General features: G+C 59.1%; 29 protein-coding genes. 10 read left to right on the forward strand and 19 right to left on the reverse strand.

The features are described 5' to 3' along the window. Nucleotides 1-192 precede the first annotated feature (192 nt). The 5 genes from RBH10_RS11715 to lgt all read right to left on the reverse strand — a co-directional run bounded on the left by RBH10_RS11715 (nt 193) and on the right by lgt (nt 5081). On the reverse strand, nt 193-954 hold the full coding sequence (locus RBH10_RS11715; protein ID WP_281037087.1) for a hypothetical protein: 762 nt from the start codon (nt 952-954) through the stop codon (nt 193-195). Nucleotides 955-1044: 90 nt separating this feature from the next. Further along, entirely contained in the window at nt 1045-2196 is a 1152-nt protein-coding gene (locus RBH10_RS11720; protein WP_281037086.1) for a Xaa-Pro peptidase family protein, read from the reverse strand. Continuing rightward, entirely contained in the window at nt 2197-2991 is a 795-nt protein-coding gene (pgeF, locus tag RBH10_RS11725; RefSeq protein ID WP_281037085.1) for a peptidoglycan editing factor PgeF, read from the reverse strand. It lies immediately after the preceding gene. 161 nt (nt 2992-3152) lie between these two features. After that, nucleotides 3153-4253, reverse strand: a complete 1101-nt coding sequence (locus tag RBH10_RS11730; protein ID WP_281037084.1) for a class I SAM-dependent methyltransferase — start codon at nt 4251-4253, stop codon at nt 3153-3155. Nucleotides 4254-4268: 15 nt separating this feature from the next. After that, a complete protein-coding gene (gene lgt, locus RBH10_RS11735; RefSeq protein ID WP_281037390.1) occupies nt 4269-5081 on the reverse strand; it encodes a prolipoprotein diacylglyceryl transferase in 813 nt (270 codons plus the stop codon). A gap of 308 nt (nt 5082-5389) precedes the next feature. On the opposite strand from lgt, the gene RBH10_RS11740 reads away from it, so the two are divergent. The 4 genes from RBH10_RS11740 to RBH10_RS11755 all read left to right on the forward strand — a co-directional run bounded on the left by RBH10_RS11740 (nt 5390) and on the right by RBH10_RS11755 (nt 7766). Next, nucleotides 5390-5653 carry an accessory factor UbiK family protein gene (locus tag RBH10_RS11740; protein WP_065113851.1) on the forward strand — a complete coding sequence of 88 codons (264 nt, stop codon included), beginning with the start codon at nt 5390-5392 and terminating at the stop codon, nt 5651-5653. 427 nt (nt 5654-6080) lie between these two features. Next, entirely contained in the window at nt 6081-6581 is a 501-nt protein-coding gene (locus RBH10_RS11745; RefSeq protein ID WP_045016698.1) for a YbjN domain-containing protein, read from the forward strand. A gap of 2 nt (nt 6582-6583) precedes the next feature. After that, nucleotides 6584-7402 carry a pyrroline-5-carboxylate reductase gene (proC, locus tag RBH10_RS11750; protein ID WP_281037083.1) on the forward strand — a complete coding sequence of 273 codons (819 nt, stop codon included), beginning with the start codon at nt 6584-6586 and terminating at the stop codon, nt 7400-7402. A gap of 22 nt (nt 7403-7424) precedes the next feature. Beyond that, nucleotides 7425-7766, forward strand: a complete 342-nt coding sequence (locus RBH10_RS11755) for a tRNA-binding protein (RefSeq protein WP_281037082.1) — start codon at nt 7425-7427, stop codon at nt 7764-7766. 79 nt (nt 7767-7845) lie between these two features. On the opposite strand, the gene RBH10_RS11760 is transcribed toward RBH10_RS11755, so the two are convergent. The 4 genes from RBH10_RS11760 to RBH10_RS11775 all read right to left on the reverse strand — a co-directional run bounded on the left by RBH10_RS11760 (nt 7846) and on the right by RBH10_RS11775 (nt 11328). Continuing rightward, nucleotides 7846-9225: an ATP-binding protein gene (locus RBH10_RS11760; protein WP_281037081.1), complete on the reverse strand. Its 1380-nt coding sequence runs from the start codon at nt 9223-9225 to the stop codon at nt 7846-7848. 30 nt (nt 9226-9255) lie between these two features. Next, entirely contained in the window at nt 9256-10038 is a 783-nt protein-coding gene (locus tag RBH10_RS11765) for a response regulator (protein WP_306180620.1), read from the reverse strand. Further along, complete coding sequence (locus RBH10_RS11770) at nt 9971-10498, reverse strand: MarR family winged helix-turn-helix transcriptional regulator (protein WP_045017362.1); 528 nt, start codon at nt 10496-10498, stop codon at nt 9971-9973. The genes RBH10_RS11765 and RBH10_RS11770 overlap by 68 nt, the downstream gene beginning before the upstream one ends. A 221-nt stretch (nt 10499-10719) precedes the next feature. Next, nucleotides 10720-11328 (reverse strand): DUF1236 domain-containing protein, encoded by a 609-nt coding sequence (locus RBH10_RS11775; RefSeq protein ID WP_281037080.1) that lies wholly within the window; start codon nt 11326-11328, stop codon nt 10720-10722. 232 nt (nt 11329-11560) lie between these two features. Between RBH10_RS11775 and RBH10_RS11780 the strand changes: the two genes are divergently transcribed. After that, nucleotides 11561-12205 carry an MBL fold metallo-hydrolase gene (locus RBH10_RS11780; protein WP_281037079.1) on the forward strand — a complete coding sequence of 215 codons (645 nt, stop codon included), beginning with the start codon at nt 11561-11563 and terminating at the stop codon, nt 12203-12205. A gap of 91 nt (nt 12206-12296) precedes the next feature. Here RBH10_RS11780 and RBH10_RS11785 read toward each other — a convergent pair whose 3' ends face one another. The 4 genes from RBH10_RS11785 to RBH10_RS11800 form a co-directional block, all read right to left on the reverse strand. After that, a complete protein-coding gene (locus tag RBH10_RS11785; RefSeq protein WP_003494703.1) occupies nt 12297-12512 on the reverse strand; it encodes a cold-shock protein in 216 nt (71 codons plus the stop codon). 444 nt (nt 12513-12956) lie between these two features. Continuing rightward, complete coding sequence (locus RBH10_RS11790) at nt 12957-13859, reverse strand: DMT family transporter (protein WP_281037078.1); 903 nt, start codon at nt 13857-13859, stop codon at nt 12957-12959. A 141-nt stretch (nt 13860-14000) separates the two neighbouring features. After that, the gene (locus RBH10_RS11795) at nt 14001-14312 is read right to left on the reverse strand and encodes a hypothetical protein (protein ID WP_281037077.1); all 312 of its coding nucleotides are present in this window, start codon (nt 14310-14312) and stop codon (nt 14001-14003) included. A gap of 145 nt (nt 14313-14457) precedes the next feature. After that, nucleotides 14458-15387: an EAL domain-containing protein gene (locus tag RBH10_RS11800; RefSeq protein ID WP_281037076.1), complete on the reverse strand. Its 930-nt coding sequence runs from the start codon at nt 15385-15387 to the stop codon at nt 14458-14460. 209 nt (nt 15388-15596) lie between these two features. On the opposite strand from RBH10_RS11800, the gene RBH10_RS11805 reads away from it, so the two are divergent. Beyond that, entirely contained in the window at nt 15597-16799 is a 1203-nt protein-coding gene (locus tag RBH10_RS11805) for a pyridoxal phosphate-dependent aminotransferase (RefSeq protein ID WP_281037075.1), read from the forward strand. Nucleotides 16800-17006: 207 nt separating this feature from the next. On the opposite strand, the gene RBH10_RS11810 is transcribed toward RBH10_RS11805, so the two are convergent. Continuing rightward, on the reverse strand, nt 17007-18113 hold the full coding sequence (locus RBH10_RS11810) for a calcium:proton antiporter (RefSeq protein WP_281037074.1): 1107 nt from the start codon (nt 18111-18113) through the stop codon (nt 17007-17009). Between the two features lie 195 nt (nt 18114-18308). On the opposite strand from RBH10_RS11810, the gene RBH10_RS11815 reads away from it, so the two are divergent. Continuing rightward, entirely contained in the window at nt 18309-18575 is a 267-nt protein-coding gene (locus RBH10_RS11815) for a DUF2188 domain-containing protein (protein ID WP_281037073.1), read from the forward strand. 109 nt (nt 18576-18684) lie between these two features. Here the strand turns inward: RBH10_RS11815 and RBH10_RS11820 are convergent, their stop codons facing one another. Continuing rightward, nucleotides 18685-19629: a LysR family transcriptional regulator gene (locus tag RBH10_RS11820; RefSeq protein WP_045016713.1), complete on the reverse strand. Its 945-nt coding sequence runs from the start codon at nt 19627-19629 to the stop codon at nt 18685-18687. Nucleotides 19630-19719: 90 nt separating this feature from the next. Here RBH10_RS11820 and RBH10_RS11825 point away from each other — a divergent pair, with 90 nt between their 5' ends. After that, on the forward strand, nt 19720-20757 hold the full coding sequence (locus RBH10_RS11825; RefSeq protein WP_281037072.1) for an NAD(P)H-binding protein: 1038 nt from the start codon (nt 19720-19722) through the stop codon (nt 20755-20757). Next, complete coding sequence (locus RBH10_RS11830) at nt 20757-21143, forward strand: DUF6220 domain-containing protein (RefSeq protein WP_281037071.1); 387 nt, start codon at nt 20757-20759, stop codon at nt 21141-21143. Before RBH10_RS11825 ends, RBH10_RS11830 begins: the two co-directional genes overlap by 1 nt. Before the next feature lie 56 nt (nt 21144-21199). Here the strand turns inward: RBH10_RS11830 and RBH10_RS11835 are convergent, their stop codons facing one another. The 4 genes from RBH10_RS11835 to trxB form a co-directional block, all read right to left on the reverse strand. Next, nucleotides 21200-22312, reverse strand: coding sequence for an alkene reductase (locus RBH10_RS11835; RefSeq protein ID WP_281037070.1), 1113 nt, complete (start codon nt 22310-22312; stop codon nt 21200-21202). A 127-nt stretch (nt 22313-22439) separates the two neighbouring features. Beyond that, a complete protein-coding gene (locus RBH10_RS11840; RefSeq protein ID WP_003513408.1) occupies nt 22440-22730 on the reverse strand; it encodes a helix-turn-helix transcriptional regulator in 291 nt (96 codons plus the stop codon). A 601-nt stretch (nt 22731-23331) separates the two neighbouring features. Next, nucleotides 23332-24228: a LysR family transcriptional regulator VtlR gene (locus RBH10_RS11845; RefSeq protein WP_003513405.1), complete on the reverse strand. Its 897-nt coding sequence runs from the start codon at nt 24226-24228 to the stop codon at nt 23332-23334. A gap of 24 nt (nt 24229-24252) precedes the next feature. Beyond that, nucleotides 24253-25227 (reverse strand): thioredoxin-disulfide reductase, encoded by a 975-nt coding sequence (gene trxB / locus RBH10_RS11850; RefSeq protein ID WP_045016720.1) that lies wholly within the window; start codon nt 25225-25227, stop codon nt 24253-24255. A gap of 253 nt (nt 25228-25480) precedes the next feature. Here trxB and RBH10_RS11855 point away from each other — a divergent pair, with 253 nt between their 5' ends. Next, nucleotides 25481-25948, forward strand: coding sequence for an Lrp/AsnC family transcriptional regulator (locus RBH10_RS11855; protein WP_045016722.1), 468 nt, complete (start codon nt 25481-25483; stop codon nt 25946-25948). Nucleotides 25949-25951 lie beyond the last annotated feature (3 nt).

Raw genomic sequence — 25951 nt, forward strand, 5'->3', positions numbered from 1 at the left:
TTGCGCCACGGAAAAGTGTTTGCCGTAACCAAGCGTCGTTCAAGGGGAGGAACATCCGGCTGAAAAGCCTTTGCCGGATACGCCTTGTTGCCATGCGCGCCTTAATAGCGTTGTTGCTTCCGATTGCAAGAGGACTCCGCGCTTTCGCAATGATTTTCGTGAAATCTCTGTGACTTCTCCCTCCGTTTCACCTCATCCGCGTTGAGACTGCTTCCAGGACGTATAATCGTTGAGTGTTTTTGCGGCGATATCCTGCATGACCTTGTCGTTGACTGCGGCCCATGGATCGCTGCCCCTGGCGGCCACCGTTTCCTGTCCCTGAAGGCGATGAAGCCGCACACCATTGGCGTCGAGAACGTCCCAGACGTAGATGACATTGACCTTGCCGCCATCGGCGAAGGCGGAGAAATACCCCTTGAGGATGTTATCGGCGGAATTGTCGTTGGAAGCGCGGATGGTCAGCCCCTTTGCCCGCGCCTCGGCGCCCAGTTGCCGCGATAGCGGCGTGACGGCCTGAACGGGCGCGCCGATGATCGGCAGGAAGCGGATGGTGTTGCCGGAAGCGGCGGGGGCAAGTGCTGCCGTCTGCTGTGAAGGCGGTGGCTGGCTGTTGGCGGGTGCGTGGCCCGTGGGTTGGCCGGCAGACTGGTTCTGGCCAAGCGGTTCGCCGTACTGGCTGCCATTGGAAATCGCCTGTGCCTGCGCTTGCAAGGAGTTCTGCGGCGCATAGGCGGGCACGGAAGAGGCGGTTGCCGGTGCGCCCGCAGGCGCGCGGTCGGCGGCGGCGGCCATCTGGTCGAGATCGCCCTGCGTCACCGGTGTCGATTGCGAACCATTGTGGCCGACATTCACCTGCGGCGTCAGCGCCTCCGTGGTGTTGCAGGCCGACAGGGCCAACACCAGCGCCGGAATGACGAGGACCGGAACGACAAGGCTAAACCCCGTCCGGCTCATGCGACTTTCCCTCTCATGTTCCGCTCCTTCTTGCCCAAGGTGGCGGCAATGTAGGGCGGGTTTTCCCGCTCTGTCAAACCCGGTGCCGATTTAAGCTGTGAGAAGATCGAGGCTGTGACGCGAGAGAGGCTCAGGCGCACCCTCCGTGGTCAGATAGGTCTGGCCGAGCGTCATGGCGGTGCCGGAATCGGAATCCATCACGATCATATGCACGAACAGCGTCATGTCGCTGGCGATTTCCTGCGGATTGCCGGCGTGGAACATCTGATGCTCCATCCATGACGGGGAGAAACGCGCACCCAGCGAATAGCCGCAGGAGTTCAGCCGGTGGCGGGTCAGTCCGCGTTCGTCCATGACGCGGGCATGCACGTCGAAGACATCGCCGAAGGTCATTCCGGGCCGCAGCACCTCTTCGATGGCGATAAGGTTTTGCAGGCAGGCGTTATAAAGCTCCTTCTGGCGGAAATCCTGCTCGCCGATCACCACCGTACGCATCATGGCGGCATGGTAATGGGCGCTGACACCCGCCCATTCCAGCGTCAGCTGGTCCTTGGCGTCGAGCCTGCGGCGTCCGGCCTTGTAACGGCACAGCAGCGCATCCGCGCCGGAGCCGATGATGAATTCGTTGGCGGGATAATCGCCACCGCCGGCCAGAACCGCGCCCTGCATCGCCGAGAGGATCGCTGCTTCGTCCGCGCCGGGCTTGATGAGTTCCAGTGCCGCGTCCAGAGCCTCATCGGCCAGTTGGCCCGCCTTCTTCGCATAAGCGATCTCGGCGGGGCTTTTGATGAGCCGCAAGGTGCTGACCAGATAGGAGGCGTCGATCATCTGGCAGAAGCTGGCAAGCTGGTTGTCCAGCAGGCGCGCAACGCGTCCGGTCATGCCGTGGGTGTCGTATTCCACGCCGATCTTCGCTCCGAGGAGGTCGAGGTCGCTGAGGAGGTTTTTAAGATCGAGCGTCGGGTCGGCATTGGGCCGGTCGACCCAGACGAGAATATTTTCGATCGTCGAGGTATTGCGGGCCTGCCGCATATCCGCCGAACGGGTCAGAAGCGTCATGGAGCCGTCCGACTTGACCACGAGCGTCTGGAAGAAGCAGTAACCGAAGGTGTCGTAGCCGGTCAGCCAATACATGCTTTCCTGGGCGAAAAGCAGGATGGCGTCCAGCTTCTCCTCCGTCATTTTCGCAATCAGCCGCTCGCGGCGGGCATCGAATTCCGAAAGCTCGAAGTGCAGGGCCATTTAGTCCTCCAGAATTGCGATTGCGGAAATCTGCCGCCCGTAATCGGGCTCGGCCCGGTGGGTCGTACGGCGGTAGGAATAGAAACGTTCTTCATCGGGATAGGTGCACAGGCCGAGGTTTTCCGCTCTCACGCCAGCCGCCAGCAGGCGATCCACTGTAAATTGCTTGAGATCGAACAGCGCATGGCCGCCTTTTTCCGATGCGGTGAAATAGGCCGCATAGGACGGATCGAAATCGGTGAAGCGCGCCACATATTCCGGCCCGACCTCGTAATTGGCCTGGCTGATGGAGGGGCCGAGCGAGGCTGCGATGCGTTCGCGGTTGGCGCCCAGTCTCCTCATGGTCTCAATGGTGTTTTCGAGTACGCCGAACAATGCGCCCTTCCAGCCGGCGTGGGCGGCACCCACAATGCCTGCTTCGGCATCGGCAAACAGGATCGGGCCGCAATCGGCGCTCAGCACACCAAGCACGAAACCCGGCGTTGCCGTCACCATCGCATCTGCCTGCGGGCGGCTGCCGTCATAGTTTTCATCGACCACAAGGACATCAGGGGAATGGACCTGGTGCACGGTGGCGAGGCGCTCCGGCGACAGGCCGAACCATTGCGTCACGCGACGGCGGTTTTCATGCACCAGTTCCGGTTCGTCATGGGAGCCGAGGCCGACATTGAGACCCTGATAAAGACCCTCCGAGACACCGCCCTGACGGGTGAAGAAACCGTGACGGACACGGCTTTCGCTCAAGGCGGCGAGCAGGGGGCTCTGGATGGGGAGCGGCAGCGTTTCGTTCTGCATGGTGCGGGAGTTCCTTGGAGAATGTCGCTGTTGGCCAGTGGAATGCGTTAAGCGAGATGTTTCCTGTTGCCACGGCGTTGCGCGGCGTTTGTCTGTTGCAGTGTGCCTGCGTTTCGCTTGCGTCGTTCTGGGCCGATGTTGGCCCAGAGGTGATTGCACTGTCAATCCACCGCGCGAAACGGCATGAGATGGAGCGCGGGACTTGAAACGGCGATGACCTTGAAAAGTTCCCCCATCTTGCCGGCGCCTTCGCCGGCGAGGCGGTTGACCGCTTCGGCGATTTCAAGCGTCTGGTCGGGTGTCGCCTTTGCGGCAAGGGCTTCTGCGCGTTCCTTGAGGCCAAGACCATAAAGAAAGTCGCCCTGCCTGATGCCACCATTGACATGCACGCCAGTCGCTTCGGCTGTCCTTATAAGATTTTCGAAATCGACGTGGCTGGTCAGATCGGCTTGCCCCGGATGGGAAAGCGGCGGGTCGAAGGCGTGGTTGCGCATGGCCTGCAGGGTGTCGCCATATCCGGCGACCAGATGGCCGTAATCGATGGCGAGCGCCGTACCGCCGTGGGCGGACAGGCGCTGGCAGATCGCCGTCATCACGGCTTCGCGGGCAGGCGAAATTTCAAATATGGTGCCGATCGGCTGCCGCTCAGGCAGGGGCGGCAGCAGCGTCGGGTCGATGCCGGCAAGCCCCGTTGCGAAGACGAGTTCGTCATCGGCACCAAGGCTGACTACCCGTTCGCGGAAACCCTGCTGTGTCCTCACGAATTGCCGGATCGGGATGGCGTCGAAAAGCTCGTTGGCGACGAGAAGCAGGAAACCATCAGGCACATCGTCGAAACTTTCATGCCATGTCAGCCTGTCCGCATGCGGCGCCAGCGTTTCCCTCTGGATGGCGGAAAGGCGTGGGCTGGTCTCGACCAGATGCACCCGCATCGTCTCGTAAAGCGGCGGGGCGATGCGGCGGATGACGCGCAGCATGTCTGACATCATCGTGCCGCGGCCGGGGCCGATTTCCACCAGCCGCGTCTCTGTGGGCGCGCCATGGCGCTGCCAGGCATGGACCACGAAAACGCCGAGCATTTCGCCGAAAAGCTGGCTGACCTCAGGCGCAGTGATGAAATCACCCGAGCGACCGAAGGGCTCGCGGCTCTTGTAATAACCGTGTTCAGGATCGGCGAGGCAAAGCGAGAAGAAATCGGTGACGCTAAGCGGGCCGTTCAGGCGGATGAGGGATTTGATGCGTTGCGCAAGCGGTGTCGTCATGGCAGGCCATACCGCTTAGGCGCTTGTTTTCGCGCGCCGTGCACGCAGGACCGCCCAGAGGCCCAGAAGGAACATCGGCGTGGAGAGCACCATGCCCATGGTCAGCCAGTTGCCGGCAAGATAACCGATCTGGGCGTCCGGTTCGCGGAAGAATTCCACGAAGATGCGCGACAGCGCATAACCGCAAACGAAGATGCCGGTGACGATGCCGGGCGTTTTCAGCGCCCTGAAGGCGTAGATGGCGACCGCCAGAACGGCGAGGAGCACGAGGCCTTCAAGGCCCGCTTCGTAAAGCTGGCTCGGGTGCCGCGCAAACGGGCCGCCGGTCGGGAACACGACTGCCCACGGAACGTCGGCGATACGTCCCCACAATTCACCATTGATGAAATTGGCGATACGCCCGAACAGCAGGCCAACGGGCGCGACGGCTGCAATGATGTCGAACATGCTCCAGACCGGAATACTGTTCTTGCGGGCAAAGAGGATCATGGCGATGGTCGTGCCGATCAGGCCGCCATGAAACGACATGCCGCCGTTCCATATTTCGAGCGCTCTTATGGGATTGGCGGCGACGGCGCCGAGATCGTAAAACAGGATGTAGCCGATGCGCCCGCCGAGCACGATGCCACCGGCTGCCCACAGGATGAAGTCATCAAGATGCGGCGCGGAGATCGGCGACGTGTCGTTCGGCCAAAGGCGTGCCGCCAGCGCAAGGCGGCGGGCATAATACCAGCCGAGCATGATGCCGGCGACATAGGCTATGCCATACCAATGGATCGCCAAGGGCCCAAGGGACAGGGCAACCGGGTCGATATTCGGAAATGGCATGATGGCAAGTTGGGTAGGAGCGGCTAACAATCGGTATATTCCGTCATCGTTGCTGGGCGGACAACAGAGTGACCTGTTGCCTCAAGGAGCCGGGCGATGATGCTCACCGGTCTCTTTACGCGAGGAAAATGGCGATTGCCGCAGCGGCGGTCAAGGTTATTCTTCAAGTGAGGCTTTGAGACGCCGAAGGCCACCGCCGCCGCCCGCAAATTTGCGATTTTGCTTGCAAGGCGACTGTCGAGTGCCTACCTGAAAGTCATCAACAGCAGGGAACGGAATGCTCCCTGAACCGACGAAGGAACAGCGCCATGAGCACGACAGGCACCAATCGTTTTCTGGATGAATTCGCCAAGCTGATGACCGATGCGGCAGGCGCAGCGCAGGGCGTGCGCAAGGAAGCGGAAGCCGCCTTTCATGCGCAGGCGGACCGTTGGCTGAACAGTCTGGACGTGGTCCGGCGCGAGGAATTCGACGCCGTGCGCGAAATGGCCATCCAGGCGCGCGATGAAAACGATGCGCTGCGCGCCCGCATCGAGGCTCTGGAAGCAAAGCTTTCCGCCACCAAGGATTGATTCTTTAGCGCTTTTTCCTGACAGGTCCCGGATCGCTTGCGATTCCGGGACTTTTTGTTTGCGGGTCATGCAACCCGAACTATTCCCCGTCGATCCGGTACGGCCTGTTTCACTTTTTTGAGGCCTGTGGACACTGCCAAAAAACGCAATTGCCAGAGTCGCTTATGTATCTCGCCTGAGGTGATGGGGGAGAAGATATCCACTGCTCAAAAAGCAAAAATGGCGACCGAGGGGTGGCAGCAGGACTCGGCCATTATACACTGATTTTAAATGATGATTCGAAACGAACCTGGTAAGCTCCACACAGGGTGAATGTGTTAACTCTGTTGGTGTCGGGCAATCGTCTCAAGTATTGAATCCGGTTTGTGTGTGCGTTTTGTGCCCGGCGTTCAAAACAGAACATCCATACCGGATGAGAAGGTGCCGCATGAGCCTGATAGAATTTGTAATTGAGCGCCAGTCCAATCCTGTGGACATGATCGAGATTGTCGCCGCCTCGAACGACTGGTCGTTCGAGCGTTCCGGCGAAGACGAGATCGCCATGACGGTGGCTGGTCACTGGGCCGATTATCATATCTCCTTCTCGTGGATGGAAGACTTCGAGGCGCTGCATCTGGCTTGCGCCTTCGATATCAAGGTGCCGGACCAGCGCGTCAACGAAGTCATTCGCCTGCTGTCTCAGATCAACGGTCAGGTGCTTATGGGTCATTTCGATCTGTGGCGTCAGGAAGATGTGGTGATCTTCCGCCAGTCCCTGCTTCTGGCCGGTGGTGCCGAACCGAACAACCAGCAGGTGGAAGTGCTGCTTTCAAGCGCGCTTGAGGCTTGCGAACAATATTATCAGGCATTCCAGTTTGTCGTCTGGTCCGGGCTGGATGCGAAAAGTGCAATTGAAGCGGTCATGTTCGAGACCGTCGGAGAAGCTTAAACATGGTCTACAAGGCTTCCGGTCCGCTCGTCCTCGTAGGCGCGGGCAATATGGGCGGCGCTTTGCTTTCGGGCTGGCTGAAAAAGGGCGTGGCGGGATCGCAGGTAGTCGTTATCGATCCGCGCCCGTCCGACGCCATGCGCACGACGATTGCGGAAGCCGGTGCCGCGCATAGCGAAAGCGTGCCTGACGGAGTGACTGCGGGCATTCTTTTCGTTGCGGTGAAGCCGCAGATGATGGAAGCCGTGCTGCCTTCCCTCAAACCCCTGCTGGGACCGGATACCGTTGTCGTTTCGATCGCGGCCGGCACCACCATCGGTACTTTCGTTTCGCATTTCGGTTCTGTCGCCGCCGTGCGGGCAATGCCTAACACGCCCGCCATGGTGGGTCGTGGCGTGACGGGAGCCTATGCCAACGAGCTGGTGACGCCGGCGCTTAAGGCCGTGGTCGACGGTTTGCTGAAAGTCAGCGGCCCTGTCGAATGGGTGGAAGCCGAAAGCGACATCGATGCGGTGACTGCGGTTTCGGGTAGCGGCCCGGCCTATGTCTTCTATCTGGTGGAATGCATGGCGGAAGCCGGACGCAAGGCTGGCCTGCCAGCGGATGTGGCCATGCGTCTGGCGCGCGAAACGGTGGCCGGTGCGGGCGAACTGCTGCATCAATCCCCTGACGAGGCGGCGCGCCTGCGCCAGAACGTGACCTCGCCGGGCGGCACGACGGCTGCCGCACTTTCAGTGCTGATGGCCGATGACGGTATGCAGCCTTTGTTCGACAAGGCGGTCGCTGCGGCGAAAAAACGCGCCGAAGAACTGGCTGGTTGAAGCAGGCTGGCGGGAGCAGGGCATGAGCGGTGAAATTTCCTATGCCGATTTCGAGAAGGTCGATATTCGTGTCGGCACGATCGTCGAGGCAGAACCTTTTCCGGAAGCGCGCAAGCCGGCGATCAAGGTGAAGATCGATTTCGGGCCGGAGATCGGCATCAAGAAATCTTCGGCGCAAATCACGGTGCATTATACGCCGGAAAGCCTTGTTGGACGGCAGGTGCTGGGCGTGGTGAATTTTCCACCGCGCCAGATCGGCCCGTTCCGCTCCGAGGTTCTGACGCTGGGTTTTGCCGATGGCAACGGCGACATCGTGCTTGCCGCTGTCGAGCAGCCGGTGCCGAACGGCGAGAAAATGTGCTGAAACAGCGCCTCTTTTCGCTCGACCTTTTTGTCTGAGCCGGATTTTCCGAAAACTGCGCTACACCTTTCGGCCCTGTGCTTTATGCCGGGATTTTGACGATCACCCGCAATCCGCCCATCGGGCTGTCATCCAACGACACGTCGCCACCATGGCTGCGCGCGATATCGCGGACGATGGAGAGACCAAGCCCCGTGCCCGAGGCGTTGAGGTTGCGCGCCTCGTCCAGCCGGAAGAACGGCTTGAAGACATCCTCCCGTGACGCTTCCGGAATGCCCGGCCCATCATCGTCAAAGGTCATGATGATGGAGCGTGGCGCTTTGCGGATATCGATATGGAGCTTGGTGGCATAGCGTCGCGCATTCTCCGCCAGATTGGCAACAAGGCGGGAGAGGGCATTCGGACGCGCGATGATCCGTTCGATATTATAAAGCTCGTAGCTGAATTTCTTGCCGTGCAACTCGAAGTCAAGGTCGATTTTTTCCAGAAGGTCCGGAAGCTCCAGCGTGCCGACATCCTCCTCGACATCGGTGCGGGCGAAGGTGAGATAGGCCTCCAGCATCGACTGCATGTCCTCGACATCCTTATCCAACCCTTCGAGGTCCGGATTGTCGCCCGCCAGAGCCAGTTGCAGCTTGAAGCGGGTGAGGATGGTGCGCAGGTCGTGGCTGACGCCATTCAGCATGGCGGTGCGCTGTTCCATCTGCCGCTCGATGCGTTCACGCATCAATATGAAGGCAAGGCCCGCCCGCCGCACCTCGTCCGCGCCGCGTGGGGAATAGGGGCGGATCTTCTGACCCTTGCCGAAATCCTCGGCTGCCTTGGCAAGTGCCTCGATGGGCTTGATCTGCCCGCGCAGGAACAGGATCGAGATCGTGAGCAGAACCAGCGATGCGCCGACCATCCAGACGAGGAAGATATGGGTGTTGGAGGCATAGGCCGCGCTGCGGCTGGTAAAGACGCGCAGCGTCTTGTCCTCAAGCTGGACACGGATTTCGACCAGCGAACCATTGCCATAGGTATCGATCCAGAATGGCCGGCCGATCTGCTGGGTCAGCTGATTGGCGAGGATCGTGTCCAGAATGGAAAACAGGGGTTCGGGTCTCGGGGCCGGCAGATCCGCCTTCGGTTCGATGTAGATGCTGAGACCCAGCTTCTCGCGAGCGATGCGGATGACGCGCTGATAGTCGTCTTCCTCCTCATCGGTTTGCAGAAGCTCGATGATCGCGGCGATGTCACGCGTTACGGCGGAGGAGAGACGTTCCGTCACCAGCTGCCAGTGCCGCTCCATGAAGACGGCGGCGACCACGGCCTGAAGCAGGATCATCGGCAGGATGATGATGAGCAGCGAACGCGTGTAAAGCCCGGTGGGCAGCCAGTGGCGCAGCCATCTGGTGAACGTGCGCCAGCCCTTCGCTATGCCGCTATTCCTGACCGTACTGAGAAAATCGAGGCTCGCCATGGCTGTGCGCCCGCCTTTCGTTTGTCCTTGTCAATCCACGCTCAGGCGGTAACCGATGCCGCGTACCGTTTGCAGATAGACCGGGTTGGCAGGATCGTCCTCGATCTTGCGGCGAAGGCGGTTGATCTGCACGTCGATGGTTCTTTCGCCCACTTCCGATTCCGCTTCGACCAGCTCGTGCCGTGGAATGGTGTCGCCGGCGCGCAGCGCAAAAAGCAGCATGATCTCCTGTTCGCGATCCGTCAGGCGGATCGTTTCAGGGCCGCGCCGCAATTCCTTCTTGGGGATTGAGAAGCTGTAGGGGCCGAACATGATCTGTTCGATCTTGGGCGTATCGGGCGAGGTGTTGCGCCGCAGGATGTTGTTGATGCGCAGGACAAGCTCGCGCGGATCAAACGGCTTGGCGAGATAGTCATCCGCGCCGGCTTCCAGCCCGGCAATGCGGGAATCCGCTTCCGAGCGGGCGGTCAGGAGAATGACCGGCACGGATTTGTTCTCATTGAGCGAGCGGGTGAGCGAAAGCCCGTTTTCTCCCGGCATCATCACGTCGAGAATGAGGAGGTCGAAACGGATGCCGATCATCTTGCGCCGGGCTTCGGCCGCATCCGCTGCGACAGTGATGCGGTATCCCTTGTCGCCCAGAAAGCGTTGCAGGAGATTGCGGATGCGGGCATCGTCATCAACGATCAGCAGGTGGGCGGCATCGTCGTCCGCGGGGGGAGTTTTGTCGTTGCCGTGGCCATCGTCACTCGCCTTCCCCCGGTGCCGGGCTTCGCATCTGCGCCAGAAACTTGCGAACGCAGGCGCGGGCATCGGGGCCAAGCCCTTCCAGCGCGCGGTCGATCCGCCGCGATTGCGGCTCGCTCAGCGCCAGCGCCAGTTCGCGGCCCGTCAGTGTCGGATAGAGCCTGCGCTGGCGGCGGTCTTCGGGGCCTGCCATCTGGCGGATATAACCATCGTCGATCAATTGCTTGAGCACGCGGGCAAGGCTCTGTTTGGTGATCTGCAGGGTATCGAGCAAATCCGCCACCGTCATGCCGGGCTGCCGGCTGACAAAATAGACCACCCGGTGGTGCGCCCGGCCATATTCCAGCTTTGACAAAATGACATCGGGATCGGAGACGAAATCGCGATAGGCGAAGAACAGCGCCTCGATCGTATCGAAGTCGATCTTGCCGTCGTCAACCTTCGGGAGTGCCGGTATCTGCCTGGCGGCTGCGGTTTTGAGCGATTGCGGTGGCACTGCGGTTCCTTCATATTCTGCGGCTGACATACGTCGATGCGCCAATATTCTGTAAACATAGCCGAAAATGCGTCCGCTCGGGAGAATGCCGCTGATCATTTTCTGTTGCGGTGGATAATATGCTGCGGGTGCCGGTGCAACTGGAATCCTGAGTGGCCTTTACCGCAAATAGAAAAGAGCGCGGAAAGCCCGCGCTCTTCATTCGTTTCATGCCGTCATCATCGATCCGGCCTTGAGAGTGCCGGTTGTGTTTACTGATAGACGTAGACGATCCGGTGCGTCGATGGTTCGACCAGAACCGGCACGTCGTTCACCCGTACGTAGCGATACTGGTAGTTGGGAACTTCGACCAGTCGCGTATCGGAGGGCAGGGTGCTGCCGACAACCACGTCGCCATCGAAGGTGACGGTACCTGCGGGATGCTCGTCGATATAGGTGATGACCGTTTCGGGCGGGGTTATCGCGTCGATATCACCGACGCGGCCGAGGTTGGGGTCGCCAGGATTGGGTTCGGCCTGTACACTCGAGGTCTTTTCATAGGTCACGATCGGGACGCTGAGTTCCGTGCGACGTTGTTCGAGAATGACCGGAGAGCCCTCATACAGGACATTCAGATAATCGGCATGCGCCCAGCCGTTCAGGCCGTTGACCTGGATGCGGCACCAGCTGCTGTCTTCCATGCAGCCATCGAGAACCGCATTGCTTCCACGGGTGGCAAGTCCGACTTCGGGATAGTCTTCACCGGGGCCTGAACGAACGGAAACGTCCGATGCGGTGGTGGCGACCATGGCGGCGTTTGCAAAACCGGCCATCAGTGCGAAAGCACCGCCAGCCATGAGCATTTTAAGCGTCTTGTCCATGTGTCTCACTCCTTTCAAGACTGGAGCTAAAACGTAGCAACCACCACGGCGTTCCACATTTTTCGCGGAAACCCCTCGTTTTTGGCTGCGGTAATTCCGTTATCTAATTGAATATGATGTTGTTTTTAGGCTGGTTAGGGCGATCAAAAATCGACCTCTTTTCCATCGCCATTGTGCGGGAACCTGTCGCAGGTTATAGCAGACGGGATTTGTCAGGCAGGAGTTACGGCATATGGGAAAGTTGCAGGCGGGCATTATTCCGGTCACGCCGTTCGAGCAGAATTGCACCATTCTCTTTGATGAGGACACGAAAGAAGGCGTCGTTGTCGATCCCGGCGGGGATGTGGATGTCATTCTTCAGGTGGTTGCTGAAAACGGCATCACGCTCAAGGAAATCTGGCTGACACACGGCCATCTCGACCATGCCGGTGGCGCCAAGGAATTGCGCGAAAAACTCTCTTTGCCGGTGATCGGCCCGCATGAGGATGACCGCCCGCTGCTCGAGAGGATCGAGACGCAGGCCGAGAAATACGGCATCAGCGGTCTTCAGAACGTTTTGCCGGACAGATGGCTGAACGAGGGCGACAAGGTTTCCTTCGGGGACCATGTGTTCGAGGTCTATCATTGCCCGGGCCACGCCCCCGGCCATGTCATCTATTACAATCGCGACCAGCAATTTGCCCATGTCGGCGACGTGCTGTTTGCGGGATCGGTCGGGCGCACGGATCTGCCCGGTGGAAACCACGAGCAATTGATGGCGTCCATTCGCGACAAGCTGCTGCCGCTCGGCGATGATGTCGGTTTTATCTGCGGCCATGGCCCCGGCGGGCGGCTTGGCGAGGAGCGGCGCACCAACCCTTATCTCAAGGGAATCTGAGTTTACGGTCCATATTGACACGCACTGGACGGGCACAAAAAAACCCGGCATTCCTGCCGGGCTTCAACTAGAAATGAAAGCCGTTTTAGGGTTAGCCAGCAATCTGCAGATTGACTGCCTTCGGGCCCTTGCCGCGACGATCCGGTTCCGTGTCGAAGCTCACTTTCTGATTTTCTGAAAGTCCGGACAGGCCAGAAGCCTGTACGGCAGAGATGTGAACAAAGATATCAGCGCCACCATTGTCTGGCTTGATGAAGCCGAAGCCTTTGTCTGTGTTGAAGAATTTTACGGTGCCAGTTTCGGCCATGCATCAGGTCCTTTTCGCTCTGCCCGCGTTCAGCTACAGGCAGCATTACAGTTTTGCCCCGCGAGGGCGTTGGCAGGCAGTTCTTGACTATTGAGAAAAAGGACCTTCACAGCGGGAAGTAATGGCGTTCTCATCCAACGTTTTTCGTCCCACCGCCCGAGGTTTATAGCGTCCCCAGTGCGCAAATTTATAGGCCTTCCCATGCTCGCAAATTGCCCGAACCGCGGTAGATTGCTGCGTTTATCGAAAATTGGCAAGCAAAAGTTTTCACGGGCTTTTTGTCAGATAAAAACCTGCGGTAGAATTCTTGCGCGCAATCGCACAATTTTTCTGCATATTCGATAATTGATGAAATAATTGCCGGTTGCGCTCGATTTTCCGGGCAAAATTTTGAATGCGGAGGCGCGATTTTTCACCGAAAGAGAAAAATCCGTTCTTTTGGCGTCAGGTCGTTCCGGCAATGGTTTTTTGCCGTTTGCGTGTCAGTTCCGGCACCAGTTCGACGATCAATATGGCGACGAAAATGATCACGCAGCCGATATAACCGGCATTGGAAATGGTTTCCTTCAGGAAAACCGAGGCGAGCAAAGCACCGAAAAGCGCTTCCGATGACAGGAATATCGCGGCCTGCGGCGCCGTCGTGTAACGCTGGGCCACGACCTGCAGCACGAAGGCGAGGCCGGAGGAAACGAGGCCGACATAGAGTATTTCCGCCAGTGACCCCTCTATGGAAGCCATGCTGATGGGTTCGACCGCAAGGCCGATCATGCAACTAAGGAGAGAGCAGGTCGCGAACTGAGTGCAGGAGAGCGCCAGCGGCCGCCCGCTTTCGGAGACGAAACGTCCCGCCAGCGTGATCTGGATCGCCCAGAAGAAGGCGCAGATGATGCTGAGAATATCGCCCTGCGTCAGTGTCTCGAATGCGCCGCCTGAAAGCAGGAATATGCCGCCCAGCATCATCAGGGCGCAGGGCCAGACGATCCAGTGGGGATGGCGCCGGTAAAGGACGACGGCGATGACAGGCACGAAGATGACGTAAAGCCCCGTCAGGAAGCTGGAATTGGTGACGGTCGTGGTCAAAAGCCCGACCTGCTGGGTGGTGGCGCCGCCGAACAGGGCGAGGCCGACGAGAATGAAGCCACCGATTTCCCTGCGACGCGGCGGCGACTTTTGCGAGCGGGTTTCCATCAGGGCGAATGGCAGCACGGCGATGGCGGCAATGGCGAAACGCAGGCCGACGAACCAGAACGGGCCGATCGAGGCCATGGCGGAGGATTGTGCGACGAAGCCGCCTCCCCAGATTGCTGCAGCGAGCAGAAGCAGCATGTTGGCCTGAATACGCGTCATTGATGGCACCAGCACAGCAGGGGCCGGAAGATCATTCCATCACGGCCTTGGTATTTCGGGGATTTTTGAAACGTCGTTCTGACGGTTTCCCGGGTGCTTTAGCAGCAACATGCCAATGTCGCAAGTCGAGGAGAGGGCGGTTCACTTGTAGCGGCGGGCTTCGTCCTTCAGGCTTTGCCGGGTGAGTGTGAGGCCGCCTACGCCGAGGCTGATGAAGGCGGCGGCCGAAAAGATGATGAGCCACAGGTGGCCGCCCGCGTGCGAGGTAGCCGTCACCTGCGGAATGGAGGAGGTGTGCAGGGTGTCGATCACTTGCGGGGCCGCGTTGGCCGAGGTCGCGATCCCGGCGGCCATGGTGACGACGACGAGAAAAGCCGCGACCGCCATCCAGAGGGAAAACAGCGTTCTCTGCGCCCTTAACCTTTCAACCGATGTCCTGTCGTTGGTAAACATGGCGATCGCCTCTTGTCCCTGTTCTGAAAGGATAAAAGAGGCTTCGAAATGGACGGCTTGGAGACCGAATTCAGGCGTTCCGCGGTATTTATTGCGGCAATATCGTGGCAAGGCCGATTACGGGCCTGTTTTGCTGCAAATGGTGTCAGAGGCCGCGTTTTCCGAAGGTCCGGGTCTGGCGTGGGGTATGCGGTTCAGCGGGGCGTTCTTCCCGCATAAATGCCGGTGCCGCACCGCCCCTGTCCGACCTTGGGGAAGGGGAAAAATATCCGCTGCCGAGTTCGGGAAAGCGTGTGTCAAAACTTGTCGGAGCGAGTTCGGGTTTTGCCAGTGCGTAACCCTGCATCAGCAGGACGCCGAGTTCCTCGCAGAGATCCACCTGCCAGCCGGTTTCCAACCCTTCGAACACAGGCTCTATTCCGTCGTCACGAAACTGGCTGACGATGACACGCAGAAGGGCGGCGCCGGCCGAATTCTGCATGAAATCGCGCACCCAGCCTGCCTCAAATTTCACATAGTCCGGCTTGATGAGTTTCACCCGGTCGATGTCGGAATCGCCAGCGCCGTAATCGTCCAGCGCCACGCGGAAGCCGATGTCGTGCATATGATAGGCGAAGTCTGCGACCATCTGCGTGTCGGAGGCTTTTTTCTCGGAGATTTCGCAGACGATGCGGTCTGCCGTCATGCCGGCCTCGTGGGCGGTGAGGCGCATGCGCTCCACCTCCTGCCGCATCTTGGCCGGGGTCTGGAACAGGCCCGGATGGAAGTTGACGAAGATGCGGGCGCGGGAACGATTGAGCCTGCCGGTATTGAGGATGTGGATGGTGCGCAGGATGCTGTCGATATTCTCGATATCTTCAGGCGCCACCAGCGAGAAAAACTCACCCGGCGTCACCGGCTCGCCGTTGCGATGGGGACGCACCAGACCCTCGAAGGAATCGATGTCGAGGGCGCCGTTCATCGTTCGGCGAAAGATGGGCTGCAGGGCGGATTTCAAGTTGAAGGTGCCATAGGCCGTGGACCATGTGCCATCGACCTCGCGGACAAGACTGGAAAAGATGCTTTTGGGCGCCATTTTTCAACCAGCTATAGAGACACGACCTCTAGCTGGCGATTTTAGCCTATCAAGCGTTACTTCCGGGTTAAGGAAGGTTTAAATTCTTCTGCGTGTCACATATGCTGCTTTTGACCTTGAAAGAGCGCCTGTCTTTCGACATAGAAAATGCCGCAGAAGACAAGATTTCCAGCCTCTGCCGATGTCAACCACAACAGGACCGATTAAAAATGGCCTTCCTTGCCGACATTCTCTCCCGCGTAAAGCCATCCGCCACCATCGCTGTTACCCAGAAAGCCCGTGAGCTTAAAGCGAAGGGCCGCGATGTGATCAGCCTTGGCGCCGGCGAGCCGGATTTCGATACGCCCGAAAACATCAAGGAAGCCGCCATTGACGCCATCAAGCGCGGCGAAACGAAGTACACGCCCGTTTCCGGTATTCCGGAACTGCGCAAGGCGATCGCCGACAAGTTCAAGCGCGAAAACGGCCTGGACTACAAGCCGGAGCAGACCATCGTCGGCACCGGCGGCAAGCAGATCCTTTTCAACGCCTTCATGGCCACCCTTAACCCGGGTGACGAAGTCGTCATTCTGGCACCCTACTGGGTCAGCTATCCGGAAATGGTGGCGATCTGCGGCGGTACGCCTGTATTCGTCGACGCCACGCTGGAAGACAATTTCAAGCTGAAGCCGGAAGCGCTTGAAAAGGCGATCACGCCGAAGACCAAGTGGTTCGTTTTCAACTCGCCTTCCAACCCGTCGGGTGCTGCCTATTCCCATGACGAGCTGAAGGCGCTGACCGACGTTCTCGTCAAGCATCCGCATGTGTGGGTTCTGACGGACGACATGTACGAGCACCTGACTTACGGCGACTTCAAATTCGTCACCCCGGTCGAGGTAGAGCCTTCGCTCTACGACCGCACGCTGACGATGAACGGCGTCTCCAAGGCTTATGCCATGACCGGCTGGCGTATCGGCTATGCGGCCGGCCCGCTGCCGCTCATCAAGGCCATGGACATGATCCAGGGCCAGCAGACCTCCGGCGCCAGCTCGATCGCGCAATGGGCGGCTGTCGAAGCCCTGAACGGCACGCAGGATTTCATTCCGACCAACAAGAAGATTTTCGAAGGTCGTCGTGATCTCGTCGTCTCCATGCTCAACCAGGCAAAGGGCATCAATTGCCCGGCTCCGGAAGGCGCGTTCTACGTCTATCCGTCCTGCGCCGGTATGATCGGCAAGACCGCGCCGTCGGGCAAGGTCATCGAGTCGGATGTGGATTTCGTCTCCGAGCTTCTCGAAGCCGAAGGCGTTGCCGTCGTGCAGGGATCGGCTTTCGGCCTCGGCCCGAACTTCCGCATTTCCTACGCCACGTCGGAAGAGCTGCTTGAAGAAGCCTGCAAGCGCATCCAGCGCTTCTGCGCAGATTGCCGCTAATCGGCTGATCGGCTGATACGATATTGAAGAAAGCCCGGCAGCAATGCCGGGCTTTTTTTGTTTGGGGAGCTCTCCGCCACTCGACGTCATCCTCGGGCTTGACCCGAGGACCCACAACCCGGAGCGATGGATCCTCGGGTTTGACCCGAGGATGACGGAGGAGAGGTTTCTACGCCTTGTCAGATGCTTGAAAGCGCGACGCCCGTTTTAAAGCCCGAGAAACAGCAGCATGATGAACGTGGCGAAGAGGATGAAATGCGTCATCCCCTCGATTGCGTTGGTTTCGCCGTCATTGAGATTGATGGCGGCGGCAATGAGGGTGATGAAGACCATGACGGTCTGAACCGGCGTCATCGCCATGATAAATGGCTGGCCGGTATAAAGCGCGATGCCCTCCATCACAGGAACGGTCAGGATCACCGTCGAGAGCGATGCGCCCATGGCGATATTGACCACGGCCTGCATGCGGTTGCGCAGTGCGGACCGGAGCGCGGTGAGGATTTCCGGCGATGCCGAGATCGTCGCGACCACGACGGCCATCAGGGCGGGTGGCGCGCTCGTGCCCTCGAGGCTCTCGCTTAAGAAGGCCGCCATGAATTCCGCCAGCACACCGATCAGCACGACGCCGGCGATGATGAGGCCGATGGAGAGCGGCACGCTGCCTTCATCCTCCTCCTCCGCGTGGCTCTCCGATGATTGCCCGCCCGGATGCGCCTTGCGCGGATAGGCGTAGCTGAAGAAATAGCTGTGCGGGCCAACCTGCATTTTGAGGAACAGGGCATACAGCGCAATCATGGCGACGATGGTGAAGACGGAGTAGACGTGCCAGCTTTGATCGGGAATGAATTCCGGCACGATCATCGAGATGCCCATGGCGGTCAGGATCATCACGCCGTAGGTCTTGCCGGAATCGTCATTATAGGGCTGCTCGCCATGGCGAAGACCGCCGAGCAGGGCGGCCAGGCCCAGAATGCCGTTGATGTCGATCATCACGGCGGAATAGATCGTGTCGCGCACCAAAGTCGGTGAGCTGGATTCGCTCATGATGATGGCAAGGATCAGCACTTCCACCGCGACTGCCGACAGCGTCAGTATCATCGTGCCATAGGGATCGCCGACCTTGGCGGCGAGGATTTCGGCGTGATGCGCAACCCGCACCGAGACCAGAATGATCATCCCTATCAGAGCGATCGCGGCAATGAGCGATGCCGTTTTGCCAGCCTCGAATACCGCATGTTCGGCCATATAGGCGACGATTGCCGCCGGTATGGCCAGAAGCAGCATGCGCTCCTGTTTCAGAATAGAGCCCACCATAGATTTCCCTTCCCCTGAGAGTGTGAGGCTGTGACGTATCGTCCTTCAAATCAAGCAGGATTTGCGCTTGAGTGCTTTTGGTAGGATAGTGATGTCTTCTGGACATGCTGCTCGTGCCGCGGTGTCCCTGTCGGGTGCAATGCTTGAAGCGCGGTTGTGGTTGCCATGTCACCTACTGAAGCAGGAGGAACATGCATGACCAAAGTGGTATATGAAATCGTTGAACATGACGGGGGCTTCGCCTACCGCATGAACGGCGCTTATTCCGAAACATTCCCGTCCTATACCGATGCCGTCGAGGCCGCGCGCATCGTTGCTGCCGAACAGCAGGTGGGCGGCGATGACGAGGAAATCAGCTATCAGGACGAGCGCGGCCAATGGCATGAGGAATACAGCCAGGGCGGTGACCGGCCGGAAGCGGAAGTGGTCGACAAGGTCGCTCCCCCCGCCAGACCGTTCTGATGAAAGACCTGAGCATTTCCGGCGAAAACGGCATCATCCTCCATGCTTTGCCGGTTTGTTTTATGCAGGTGCGGATACAAGGTCGCGCGGCGTCGATGCGGTAACAGCGTTAGCGTCGTTGCGGCGGGGCGCCCGGATCGGTTTCCTTGAGATGGGCCTTGAGGCCTTCGACAAGGGCGCTGAACACGGCACGGCATCGCGGCGAGGTCTTGAGATTTTCATGCATCGCGACCCAGGTGTGTAGCGGAATGTCGATTTTCGGAAGGACCTGGACAAGCCGGGGATCCTTGCGCGCCAGGCCGATCTGGCAGACGCCGATACCCGCGCTGGCGCGGATCATGGCAAGCTGGGCGAGATTGCTGTCGGCGCGGATCGCGAAGGAAATTTCTTCCGTATCGGGTATTTCCGGATCGATAGAGCGCATGCGCTGCACGGCGGCGCGAATGAAAGGCGTCTTGCGGTCGAAGCCGACGAGACGGTGATAGTCGAGGTCGCTCATGGTTTTCGGAGTGCCGGCTTTCGCCAGATAGTCGCGCGTCGCATGAAATCCCAGACGGAAATTGCCGATATAGCGCATGACGATCGCATCTTGCTGGGGTTCGGTCATGCGAATGGCGATATCGGCCTCGCGCCGTAGAAGGTCTTCCAGCGTATCGGAGAGCGAAAGCTCGATTTCAAGCCGGGGGTGAATCTCCTGCATGGCCGTAATGATCGGCGGCAGCATTTCCACACCGATGATGTCAGATGCGCTGATGCGTACGGTACCTTCGATCTTGCCGACTTCGCCGGAGGCCGCCCGCATGAGGGCCGCCGCAGTCGCTGCCAGATTTTCCGCATAGGGCCGGAGCGCAAGGGCCGCTTCCGTCGGCATCAGCCCATGCGGCGAGCGGATGAACAGCGGGAAGCCCACAGCCTCCTCCAGCGCGCCGATGTGGCGGCCAGCCGTCGGCTGGGTAATGCCGAGTTCGCGGGCGGCGGCGGAAAGCGAACCATCGCGCAGCACGCTGAGGAAGGTGCGGTAAAAATCCCAGCTGACATCGCGGCTTCTGATCATAAGATTTTGTATAGCGGCTCCACTCATTTCGATAATTTCGTATATCGCCGGATGGGTCGATACTCCAGCCTAGAAGAAGGAGTAATCGCGATGATATATGAAAACCACGCAAATACAGCAGAGAATGACAAGCCCCTGGCCCTGATCGTTGGGGCCAATGGCGGTGTCGGCATCCACGTCTCGAAGATGCTGCTGCAGCGCGGCTGGCGGGTGAGGGCGATGACGCGCCAGACAGCAGCGGCTGATGCAACCGATGGCGTCGAGCGCGTCACCGGCGATGCCATGAACCAACAGGATGTGGTCAAGGCGGCAGAAGGCGCCAAGCTCATCGTCCATGCCGTCAACCCTCCGGGATATCGCAACTGGGACAGCCAAGTGCTGCCGATGCTCGACAACACCATTGCCGCTGCCGAGGCCAGCGGTGCGAGGATCGTGTTTCCGGGCAGCGTCTATAATTTTGGATCGGATGCCTTTCCGCTCCTGACCGAAGACAGTCCGCAAAAGCCGTTTACCCGCAAGGGCGTCTTACGTGTCGAAATGGAGCGGCGGCTGAAAATGGCGTCGATGCGCGGCGTGCCGGTGCTGATCGTCCGCGCCGGGGATTTCTTCGGTCCGGACGCGAAGAATAACTGGTTTTCGCAGATGCTGGTGCGGCCCGGCAAGCCGGTCCGCAGCGTTCAGAATCCCGCGGCACCTCATGCCGGGCACCAATGGGCCTATCTGCCTGACGTCGCGGAGACGATCGGGCGGCTGCTTGATCGCTCGGACGAGCTTCAGACGTTCGCCGTCTATCATATGGAGGGTGTCTGGGATTTCGACGGGCTGCAACTGATTGGCGCGATCGAACGGGTGGTTGGCCATCCGGTCAAGAGGCGGCGGCTGTCGTGGCTGGCCGTAGGGTTGGCCGCGCCGTTCGTTCCACTGTTCCGCGAAGTCGTGGAAATGAAATACCTCTGGCAGATGCCGATCCGGATGAGCAACCGCAAGCTTGCGGATTTTCTCGGAAAAGAACCACAAACGCCGATCGACGTCGCGGTATCGGCAACACTGGCGAGCCTCGGTTGTCTTGGTGAGGTGCAGCAACCGGCGAGCCTTCACCGTCCGGCTGATGCCGGGGGCAGGGTGTGATGGCGACGGCGGCGAAGGGATTGTCCCGCCGGCGCATATTTGCGGTGATTTCGGCAATCGTGCCGGTGCTGATTTTTGCGCAGGTGGTGCTGGCCGGACTGTCGATCTATTATGACGGATCGCTGCTTTCGCTGCACAAGGGGCTTGGTATTTTCATCGCCGTTCCCATCGTGTCGCTGGTGGTCTTCGCCCTGCGCTATGAAGATGTGCGACCGAACCTTGGCCGAGCGCTGGTGCTGCTGGCCCTCTACTGCCTTCAGGTGGCGCTGATGAGCATCGGCCGGGAAACAGGCAATGGATTTCTGCAGGCGCTGCATGTGCCCAACGCCTTCGTGATGGGCGCGTTTTCCGATTTTGCCGCTCGGCAGGCGCGCAGCCTGTCCTAAAACAGTAAAACGCCGCACCGCTGTGGAGCAGTGCGGCGTTCTGGGTCTATCAACTATCAGCCAAGCGCCGGATAGTCGGTGTAGCCTTCGGCGCCGCCACCATAGAAGGTCGGCTGGTTCGGCTCGTTCAACGGTGCATCGTTCTTAAAGCGGCGCACCAGATCTGGATTAGCGATGAAGGCCTTGCCGAAAGCCACGGCATCGACCTTGCCGCTTTCAACGGCTTCGATGGCGCTTTCGCGGTCATAACCGTTATTGGCGATCCACAGGCCCTTGCCGCCGGTGTTGCGATAGGCGGCCTTGAAGGCTGCGTAATCGAAGGGCTTGTCGCCCTGCTTGAAGTCGCGTGGACCACCGGTTGCACCTTCAACGACATGGATGAAGGCGAGACCCCGCTTGCCGAGTTCTTCCGCCACGTAATTGTAGAGCGGTTGCGGATCGGCCTCGAAAATGTCGTTGGCAGGAGTGACAGGGGAAAGGCGGATGCCGGTGCGGCCCGCGCCAATCTCTTCCGCAACCGCGTCGACGACTTCGAGCAGGAAACGGGCGCGATTTTCGATTGAACCGCCATATTCATCCGTGCGCTGGTTGGTGCTGGACTTCAGGAACTGCTCGATCAGATAACCGTTGGCGGCATGGATTTCGACGCCGTCGAAACCGGCCTCAAGTGCGGCGCGTGCGCCGGTGCGGTAGTCTTCGAGGATGAGGCCAATGTCGTCGATGGTCAGCGCGCGGGGTTCGGAGGTTTCCGCAAAGGCGCCGGTGCCGTCATCATTGATGATATAGGTCTTCGACTTGGCGGTAATGGCGGAAGGCGCGACCGGCTGGCCGCCATAGGGCTGCAGCGAGGTGTGGGAAATGCGCCCCACATGCCATATCTGCGCGACGATCTTGCCGCCCGCCGAATGCACGCCGTCGGTGATCTTTTTCCAGCCCTCGACCGCTTCATGCTTGTAGAGGCCCGGAACGTCCGCATAACCCTGACCCTGCTGGGAAATCGGCGTGCCTTCCGTAACGATGAGACCGGCTGTTGCGCGCTGCTCGTAATAGGTGGCGTTGAGGTTGTTGGGAATTGCCCCCGGCGAGCGGTTGCGGGTGAGGGGAGCCATGACGATACGGTTGGCGAGTGCGATATCGCCGGCCTGTGCCGGTTCGAAAAGACTGGTCATGCGACTTCACTTTCTGGTCGGTTGGCGAAATTGCGCGGCTGGCGCGCTCTCTTTTGTGCTTGGGCATCGGAGGGAGAACCGCCTTACGGTTTTCGGTCCGATGCCCCGGTCAACGAGCTTGGGAGGCTCAAAGATTGGCTTGCAGATAATTGCGGAAGGCGTCGATGGTTTCCTCGTTGCGTTCGAAAAACACCCATTGCCCGACTTTCTTTGACCTTATCAGGCCTGCCGCCTGCAAAACCGCCAGATGTGACGAGACCGTCGATTGCGACAGGCCGCTGATCTGGAACTGGTTGGCGCATACGCCCATGCTGAGCGGATGGTCTTGGCAGAAGTGGCTTTCCGGGCTTTTCAGCCATTCAAGGAACTTCAGCCTTGCGGGGTGGGAAAGGGCTTTGAGGATTTCCTCCGGGTTCATCTCGACTTCTCTAATATCTGGCATGACCGATGTTTATATCGATGGATTCCGATATACAATTCACGTCTCCGTGAGGGCCTGTCTGCGGGAGCGGAGCGTCTTCCAAAAAAGAAGGCCGCTGGATTTCTCCGCGGCCTGATAAGTTTGAAGGTTAAAACCTCCAGAGGGGAACAGCTGTCGCGTGCATAGGCAACCGTGACAGCTAACTAAAATATGGGAGCGGCAAGAATGCAAAACAAGGTTGCATCATGCGATATTTCGCCAAATTGGAGAAAATTCTTGCGGGTAAAAAAAGAGGGCCGCCGGATAAATCCAGGGCCCTTTAAGTGTGAAGGTCAAAAACCTCCAGAGGGGAACAGCTGATGCGGTGGAACTGGGAGGAAAAGCCACCGTGTGCATCAACTGAGAGCGATATGGTGCTTTTTTGTGCACGAAACAACTCTTTTTTGTGCAGGTCAGGCATGCGTGCGATGCAGGTCTAGATATTTCCGGTATAATTTATGTGCAATGCTGATGAGGGGCGCTTGCGCGCCCCTCTCACACATCATCGTACAAGATATTGAATTCAAAGAACTATACCCGACCGTCGACTATTTAAACGTCAGAAGTTCCAGTTCCGCGCCTTGGCAACAACGAAGTCGCGGAAGGCTTTGAGTTTTGCAGCGTTTTTCATCTCGTCCGGGTAGCAGAAGTAGGTATCGAACGAGGGAATATCTGCGGCAAGCGACAACTGGATCAATCCCGGATCGCGCCCGACGATGTAATCCGGCAAACAGGCGATACCGATTCCCAGCAGGCAGGCGCGTTTGATCGAGGTCTGGCTGTTGATCTGCAGATGCGGAATGCGGGTGTTGTCCGACGAGCGCCCCGCATTTTCCAGCCAGTTGACATCAAGCAGGTAGTTGGGCGCCGGTTCACCGAAAGAGATGATGCGGTGGTTGTCCAGATCCTCGATCGACTGTGGCTCGCCATGGCGGTTGATGTAGGAGGGCGCCGCGTAGACGTGCATGTGCACCGTAAACAGCTTGCGCTGGATAAGGTCGGACTGTTGCGGCTGGCGCAGGCGGATGGCGCAATCGGCGTGCCGCATGTTCACGTCGAGCTCTTCATTGTCGAGGATGAGCTGGATCGACATTTCCGGATAGAGTTGCAGGAATTCCTGCACCTTGTCCGTCAGCCAGCCCTGACCGAGACCGACGGTCGTCGTCACGCGCAGCTTGCCGCTCGGCTTCTCCGTCGTTTCGGTCAGCTGCATCTTGACGGTTTCAAGCTTCAGCAGCACGTCATGGGCGGTGCGATACAGCAGCTCGCCCTGCTCGGTGAGGATCAGACCTCTGGCGTGGCGATGAAACAGCTTGACGCCGACATCCTGTTCCAGTGCGCTGACCTGACGGCTGATGGCCGACTGGGACAAATGCAGCTTGTCGGCAGCGTGGGTAAAAGACCCCGCTTCGGCTGCGGCATGAAATATGCGCAGTTTATCCCAGTCCAATGGCATTGCCATGCCTATCCTGCCTTTCGGTTATTCGGCTGCTACCGCAAGCGGCTGCTGCGCGGTGAGGTACCGTTCTGCTTCAAGGGCGGCCATACAGCCCATACCGGCGGCGGTGATGGCCTGACGGTAAATGTCGTCGGTGACGTCGCCGGCCGCGAAAATACCTTCCACGTCGGTTGCGGTGGAATCGGGTGCGGTCCACATGTAGCCATTGTCCTTGAGCTTCACCTTGCCCTTGAACAGTTCAACCGCCGGCGCGTGGCCGATGGCGACGAAGACGCCGTCGATGGGCGTGTCGCTGATCACACCGGTCTTGGTGTCACGCAGCCGTACACCCGAGACAGAGGGTGGCATGGGCGGCTTCGCGGGAGCGCCGGTGATTTCGGCGATTTCCGTGTTCCACAGGATCTTGACGTTTTCCTTGGCAAAAAGCCGTTCCTGAAGGATTTTTTCCGAGCGGAAGCTGTCCCGGCGGTGCACGACGGTGACCGACTTGGCGATATGGGCAAGATAAAGTGCTTCCTCCACGGCGGAGTTGCCGCCGCCGACCACGATCACATCCTTGTTGCGATAGAAGAAACCATCGCAGGTGGCGCAGGCCGAAACGCCGAAGCCCTGAAATTGCTGTTCGGTTTCAATGCCGAGCCACTTGGCCTTGGCACCGGTGGCGATGATCAGCGTGTCGGCGGTCCAGACCTGACCGGAATCGGTCCTGACCACGAAGGGCCGTACATTGGTTTCAACTTCGGTCACGAGGTCGCTGACGATTTCAGCACCCACATGCGTCGCCTGCTTCAGCATCTGGTCCATCAGCCAGGGGCCCTGGATCGGATCGGCGAAGCCCGGATAGTTCTCGACATCGGTGGTGATCATCAGCTGGCCGCCCTGTTCCATGCCGGCAATCAGCACGGGTTTCAGCATTGCGCGGGCCGCGTAGATCGCCGCCGTATAACCGGCGGGACCAGAGCCAATGATCAATACCTTGGTATGGCGGGCAGACATGGAAACATTCCTTTTTTTGGTAGCGGGGCCTTTCGGCAGCGGACCTTCCAGCCGTAGCACGGCGGACAGGCCACAACCCCTTCGTTGGCAGGTATTTAAGGTTGTCTAGTGCCTTTATTCAAGGGCAGCCTTGCGTTACCAACAAGGCAGTTGTGGATGCGCGCGCAATTTTGTGACCGGCCGGCGGCATATTGTTGCGAATCCCGCACCGAATAGTACAAGGAAGTTCTCCAGCTTAACGAGGAACGTCTCCGTGACCAGCGTCGAACTCGATGCCATCGATCTGAAAATCCTGCGCGAATTGCAGCGCGACGGGCGCATGACCAATGTGGAACTGGCCGAACGGGTCGGGATTTCTGCTCCGCCATGCCTGAGGCGCGTCCGCAAGCTTGAGGAAGCGGGTGTGATCGAGGGTTATCACGCCATGTTGAACGCACCGAAGCTCGGTTTTGATCTCGTCGCCTTCTGCATGGTCGGCCTCAAGCGCCAGTCGGACAGCAATCTGAAAGCCTTCGCGGCGGCGACGGGCGGATGGTCACTGGTGCGGCAGGCATGGATGGTATCAGGCGAAAGCGATTTCCTCCTGCATTGCATCGCCAGAAACCTGACCGAGTTTCAGGATTTCGTCATAGAGGTTCTGACGGCCGACGAAAATGTCGACACAGTGCGCACCATGCTCACCATCCGTCAGGTCAAGCGCGTCGGTCTTGTTGAAATCTGAGCG

The sequence above is a fragment of the Rhizobium sp. AN73 genome, assembly GCF_030757975.1.
GTDB lineage: Bacteria > Pseudomonadota > Alphaproteobacteria > Rhizobiales > Rhizobiaceae > Agrobacterium > Agrobacterium arsenijevicii.

What these genes read in the sequence shown, in the direction of transcription:
- RBH10_RS11715 (WP_281037087.1), bottom strand. Translation starts at nt 954, where the DNA reads ATGAGCCGGACGGGGTTTAGCCTTGTCGTTCCGGTCCTCGTCATTCCG.
- RBH10_RS11720 (WP_281037086.1), bottom strand. Translation starts at nt 2,196, where the DNA reads ATGGCCCTGCACTTCGAGCTTTCGGAATTCGATGCCCGCCGCGAGCGG.
- pgeF (WP_281037085.1), bottom strand. Translation starts at nt 2,991, where the DNA reads ATGCAGAACGAAACGCTGCCGCTCCCCATCCAGAGCCCCCTGCTCGCC.
- RBH10_RS11730 (WP_281037084.1), bottom strand. Translation starts at nt 4,253, where the DNA reads ATGACGACACCGCTTGCGCAACGCATCAAATCCCTCATCCGCCTGAAC.
- lgt (WP_281037390.1), bottom strand. Translation starts at nt 5,081, where the DNA reads ATGCCATTTCCGAATATCGACCCGGTTGCCCTGTCCCTTGGGCCCTTG.
- RBH10_RS11740 (WP_065113851.1), top strand. Translation starts at nt 5,390, where the DNA reads ATGAGCACGACAGGCACCAATCGTTTTCTGGATGAATTCGCCAAGCTG.
- RBH10_RS11745 (WP_045016698.1), top strand. Translation starts at nt 6,081, where the DNA reads ATGAGCCTGATAGAATTTGTAATTGAGCGCCAGTCCAATCCTGTGGAC.
- proC (WP_281037083.1), top strand. Translation starts at nt 6,584, where the DNA reads ATGGTCTACAAGGCTTCCGGTCCGCTCGTCCTCGTAGGCGCGGGCAAT.
- RBH10_RS11755 (WP_281037082.1), top strand. Translation starts at nt 7,425, where the DNA reads ATGAGCGGTGAAATTTCCTATGCCGATTTCGAGAAGGTCGATATTCGT.
- RBH10_RS11760 (WP_281037081.1), bottom strand. Translation starts at nt 9,225, where the DNA reads ATGGCGAGCCTCGATTTTCTCAGTACGGTCAGGAATAGCGGCATAGCG.
- RBH10_RS11765 (WP_306180620.1), bottom strand. Translation starts at nt 10,038, where the DNA reads ATGCCCGCGCCTGCGTTCGCAAGTTTCTGGCGCAGATGCGAAGCCCGG.
- RBH10_RS11770 (WP_045017362.1), bottom strand. Translation starts at nt 10,498, where the DNA reads ATGTCAGCCGCAGAATATGAAGGAACCGCAGTGCCACCGCAATCGCTC.
- RBH10_RS11775 (WP_281037080.1), bottom strand. Translation starts at nt 11,328, where the DNA reads ATGGACAAGACGCTTAAAATGCTCATGGCTGGCGGTGCTTTCGCACTG.
- RBH10_RS11780 (WP_281037079.1), top strand. Translation starts at nt 11,561, where the DNA reads ATGGGAAAGTTGCAGGCGGGCATTATTCCGGTCACGCCGTTCGAGCAG.
- RBH10_RS11785 (WP_003494703.1), bottom strand. Translation starts at nt 12,512, where the DNA reads ATGGCCGAAACTGGCACCGTAAAATTCTTCAACACAGACAAAGGCTTC.
- RBH10_RS11790 (WP_281037078.1), bottom strand. Translation starts at nt 13,859, where the DNA reads ATGACGCGTATTCAGGCCAACATGCTGCTTCTGCTCGCTGCAGCAATC.
- RBH10_RS11795 (WP_281037077.1), bottom strand. Translation starts at nt 14,312, where the DNA reads ATGTTTACCAACGACAGGACATCGGTTGAAAGGTTAAGGGCGCAGAGA.
- RBH10_RS11800 (WP_281037076.1), bottom strand. Translation starts at nt 15,387, where the DNA reads ATGGCGCCCAAAAGCATCTTTTCCAGTCTTGTCCGCGAGGTCGATGGC.
- RBH10_RS11805 (WP_281037075.1), top strand. Translation starts at nt 15,597, where the DNA reads ATGGCCTTCCTTGCCGACATTCTCTCCCGCGTAAAGCCATCCGCCACC.
- RBH10_RS11810 (WP_281037074.1), bottom strand. Translation starts at nt 18,113, where the DNA reads ATGGTGGGCTCTATTCTGAAACAGGAGCGCATGCTGCTTCTGGCCATA.
- RBH10_RS11815 (WP_281037073.1), top strand. Translation starts at nt 18,309, where the DNA reads ATGACCAAAGTGGTATATGAAATCGTTGAACATGACGGGGGCTTCGCC.
- RBH10_RS11820 (WP_045016713.1), bottom strand. Translation starts at nt 19,629, where the DNA reads ATGATCAGAAGCCGCGATGTCAGCTGGGATTTTTACCGCACCTTCCTC.
- RBH10_RS11825 (WP_281037072.1), top strand. Translation starts at nt 19,720, where the DNA reads ATGATATATGAAAACCACGCAAATACAGCAGAGAATGACAAGCCCCTG.
- RBH10_RS11830 (WP_281037071.1), top strand. Translation starts at nt 20,757, where the DNA reads ATGGCGACGGCGGCGAAGGGATTGTCCCGCCGGCGCATATTTGCGGTG.
- RBH10_RS11835 (WP_281037070.1), bottom strand. Translation starts at nt 22,312, where the DNA reads ATGACCAGTCTTTTCGAACCGGCACAGGCCGGCGATATCGCACTCGCC.
- RBH10_RS11840 (WP_003513408.1), bottom strand. Translation starts at nt 22,730, where the DNA reads ATGAACCCGGAGGAAATCCTCAAAGCCCTTTCCCACCCCGCAAGGCTG.
- RBH10_RS11845 (WP_003513405.1), bottom strand. Translation starts at nt 24,228, where the DNA reads ATGCCATTGGACTGGGATAAACTGCGCATATTTCATGCCGCAGCCGAA.
- trxB (WP_045016720.1), bottom strand. Translation starts at nt 25,227, where the DNA reads ATGTCTGCCCGCCATACCAAGGTATTGATCATTGGCTCTGGTCCCGCC.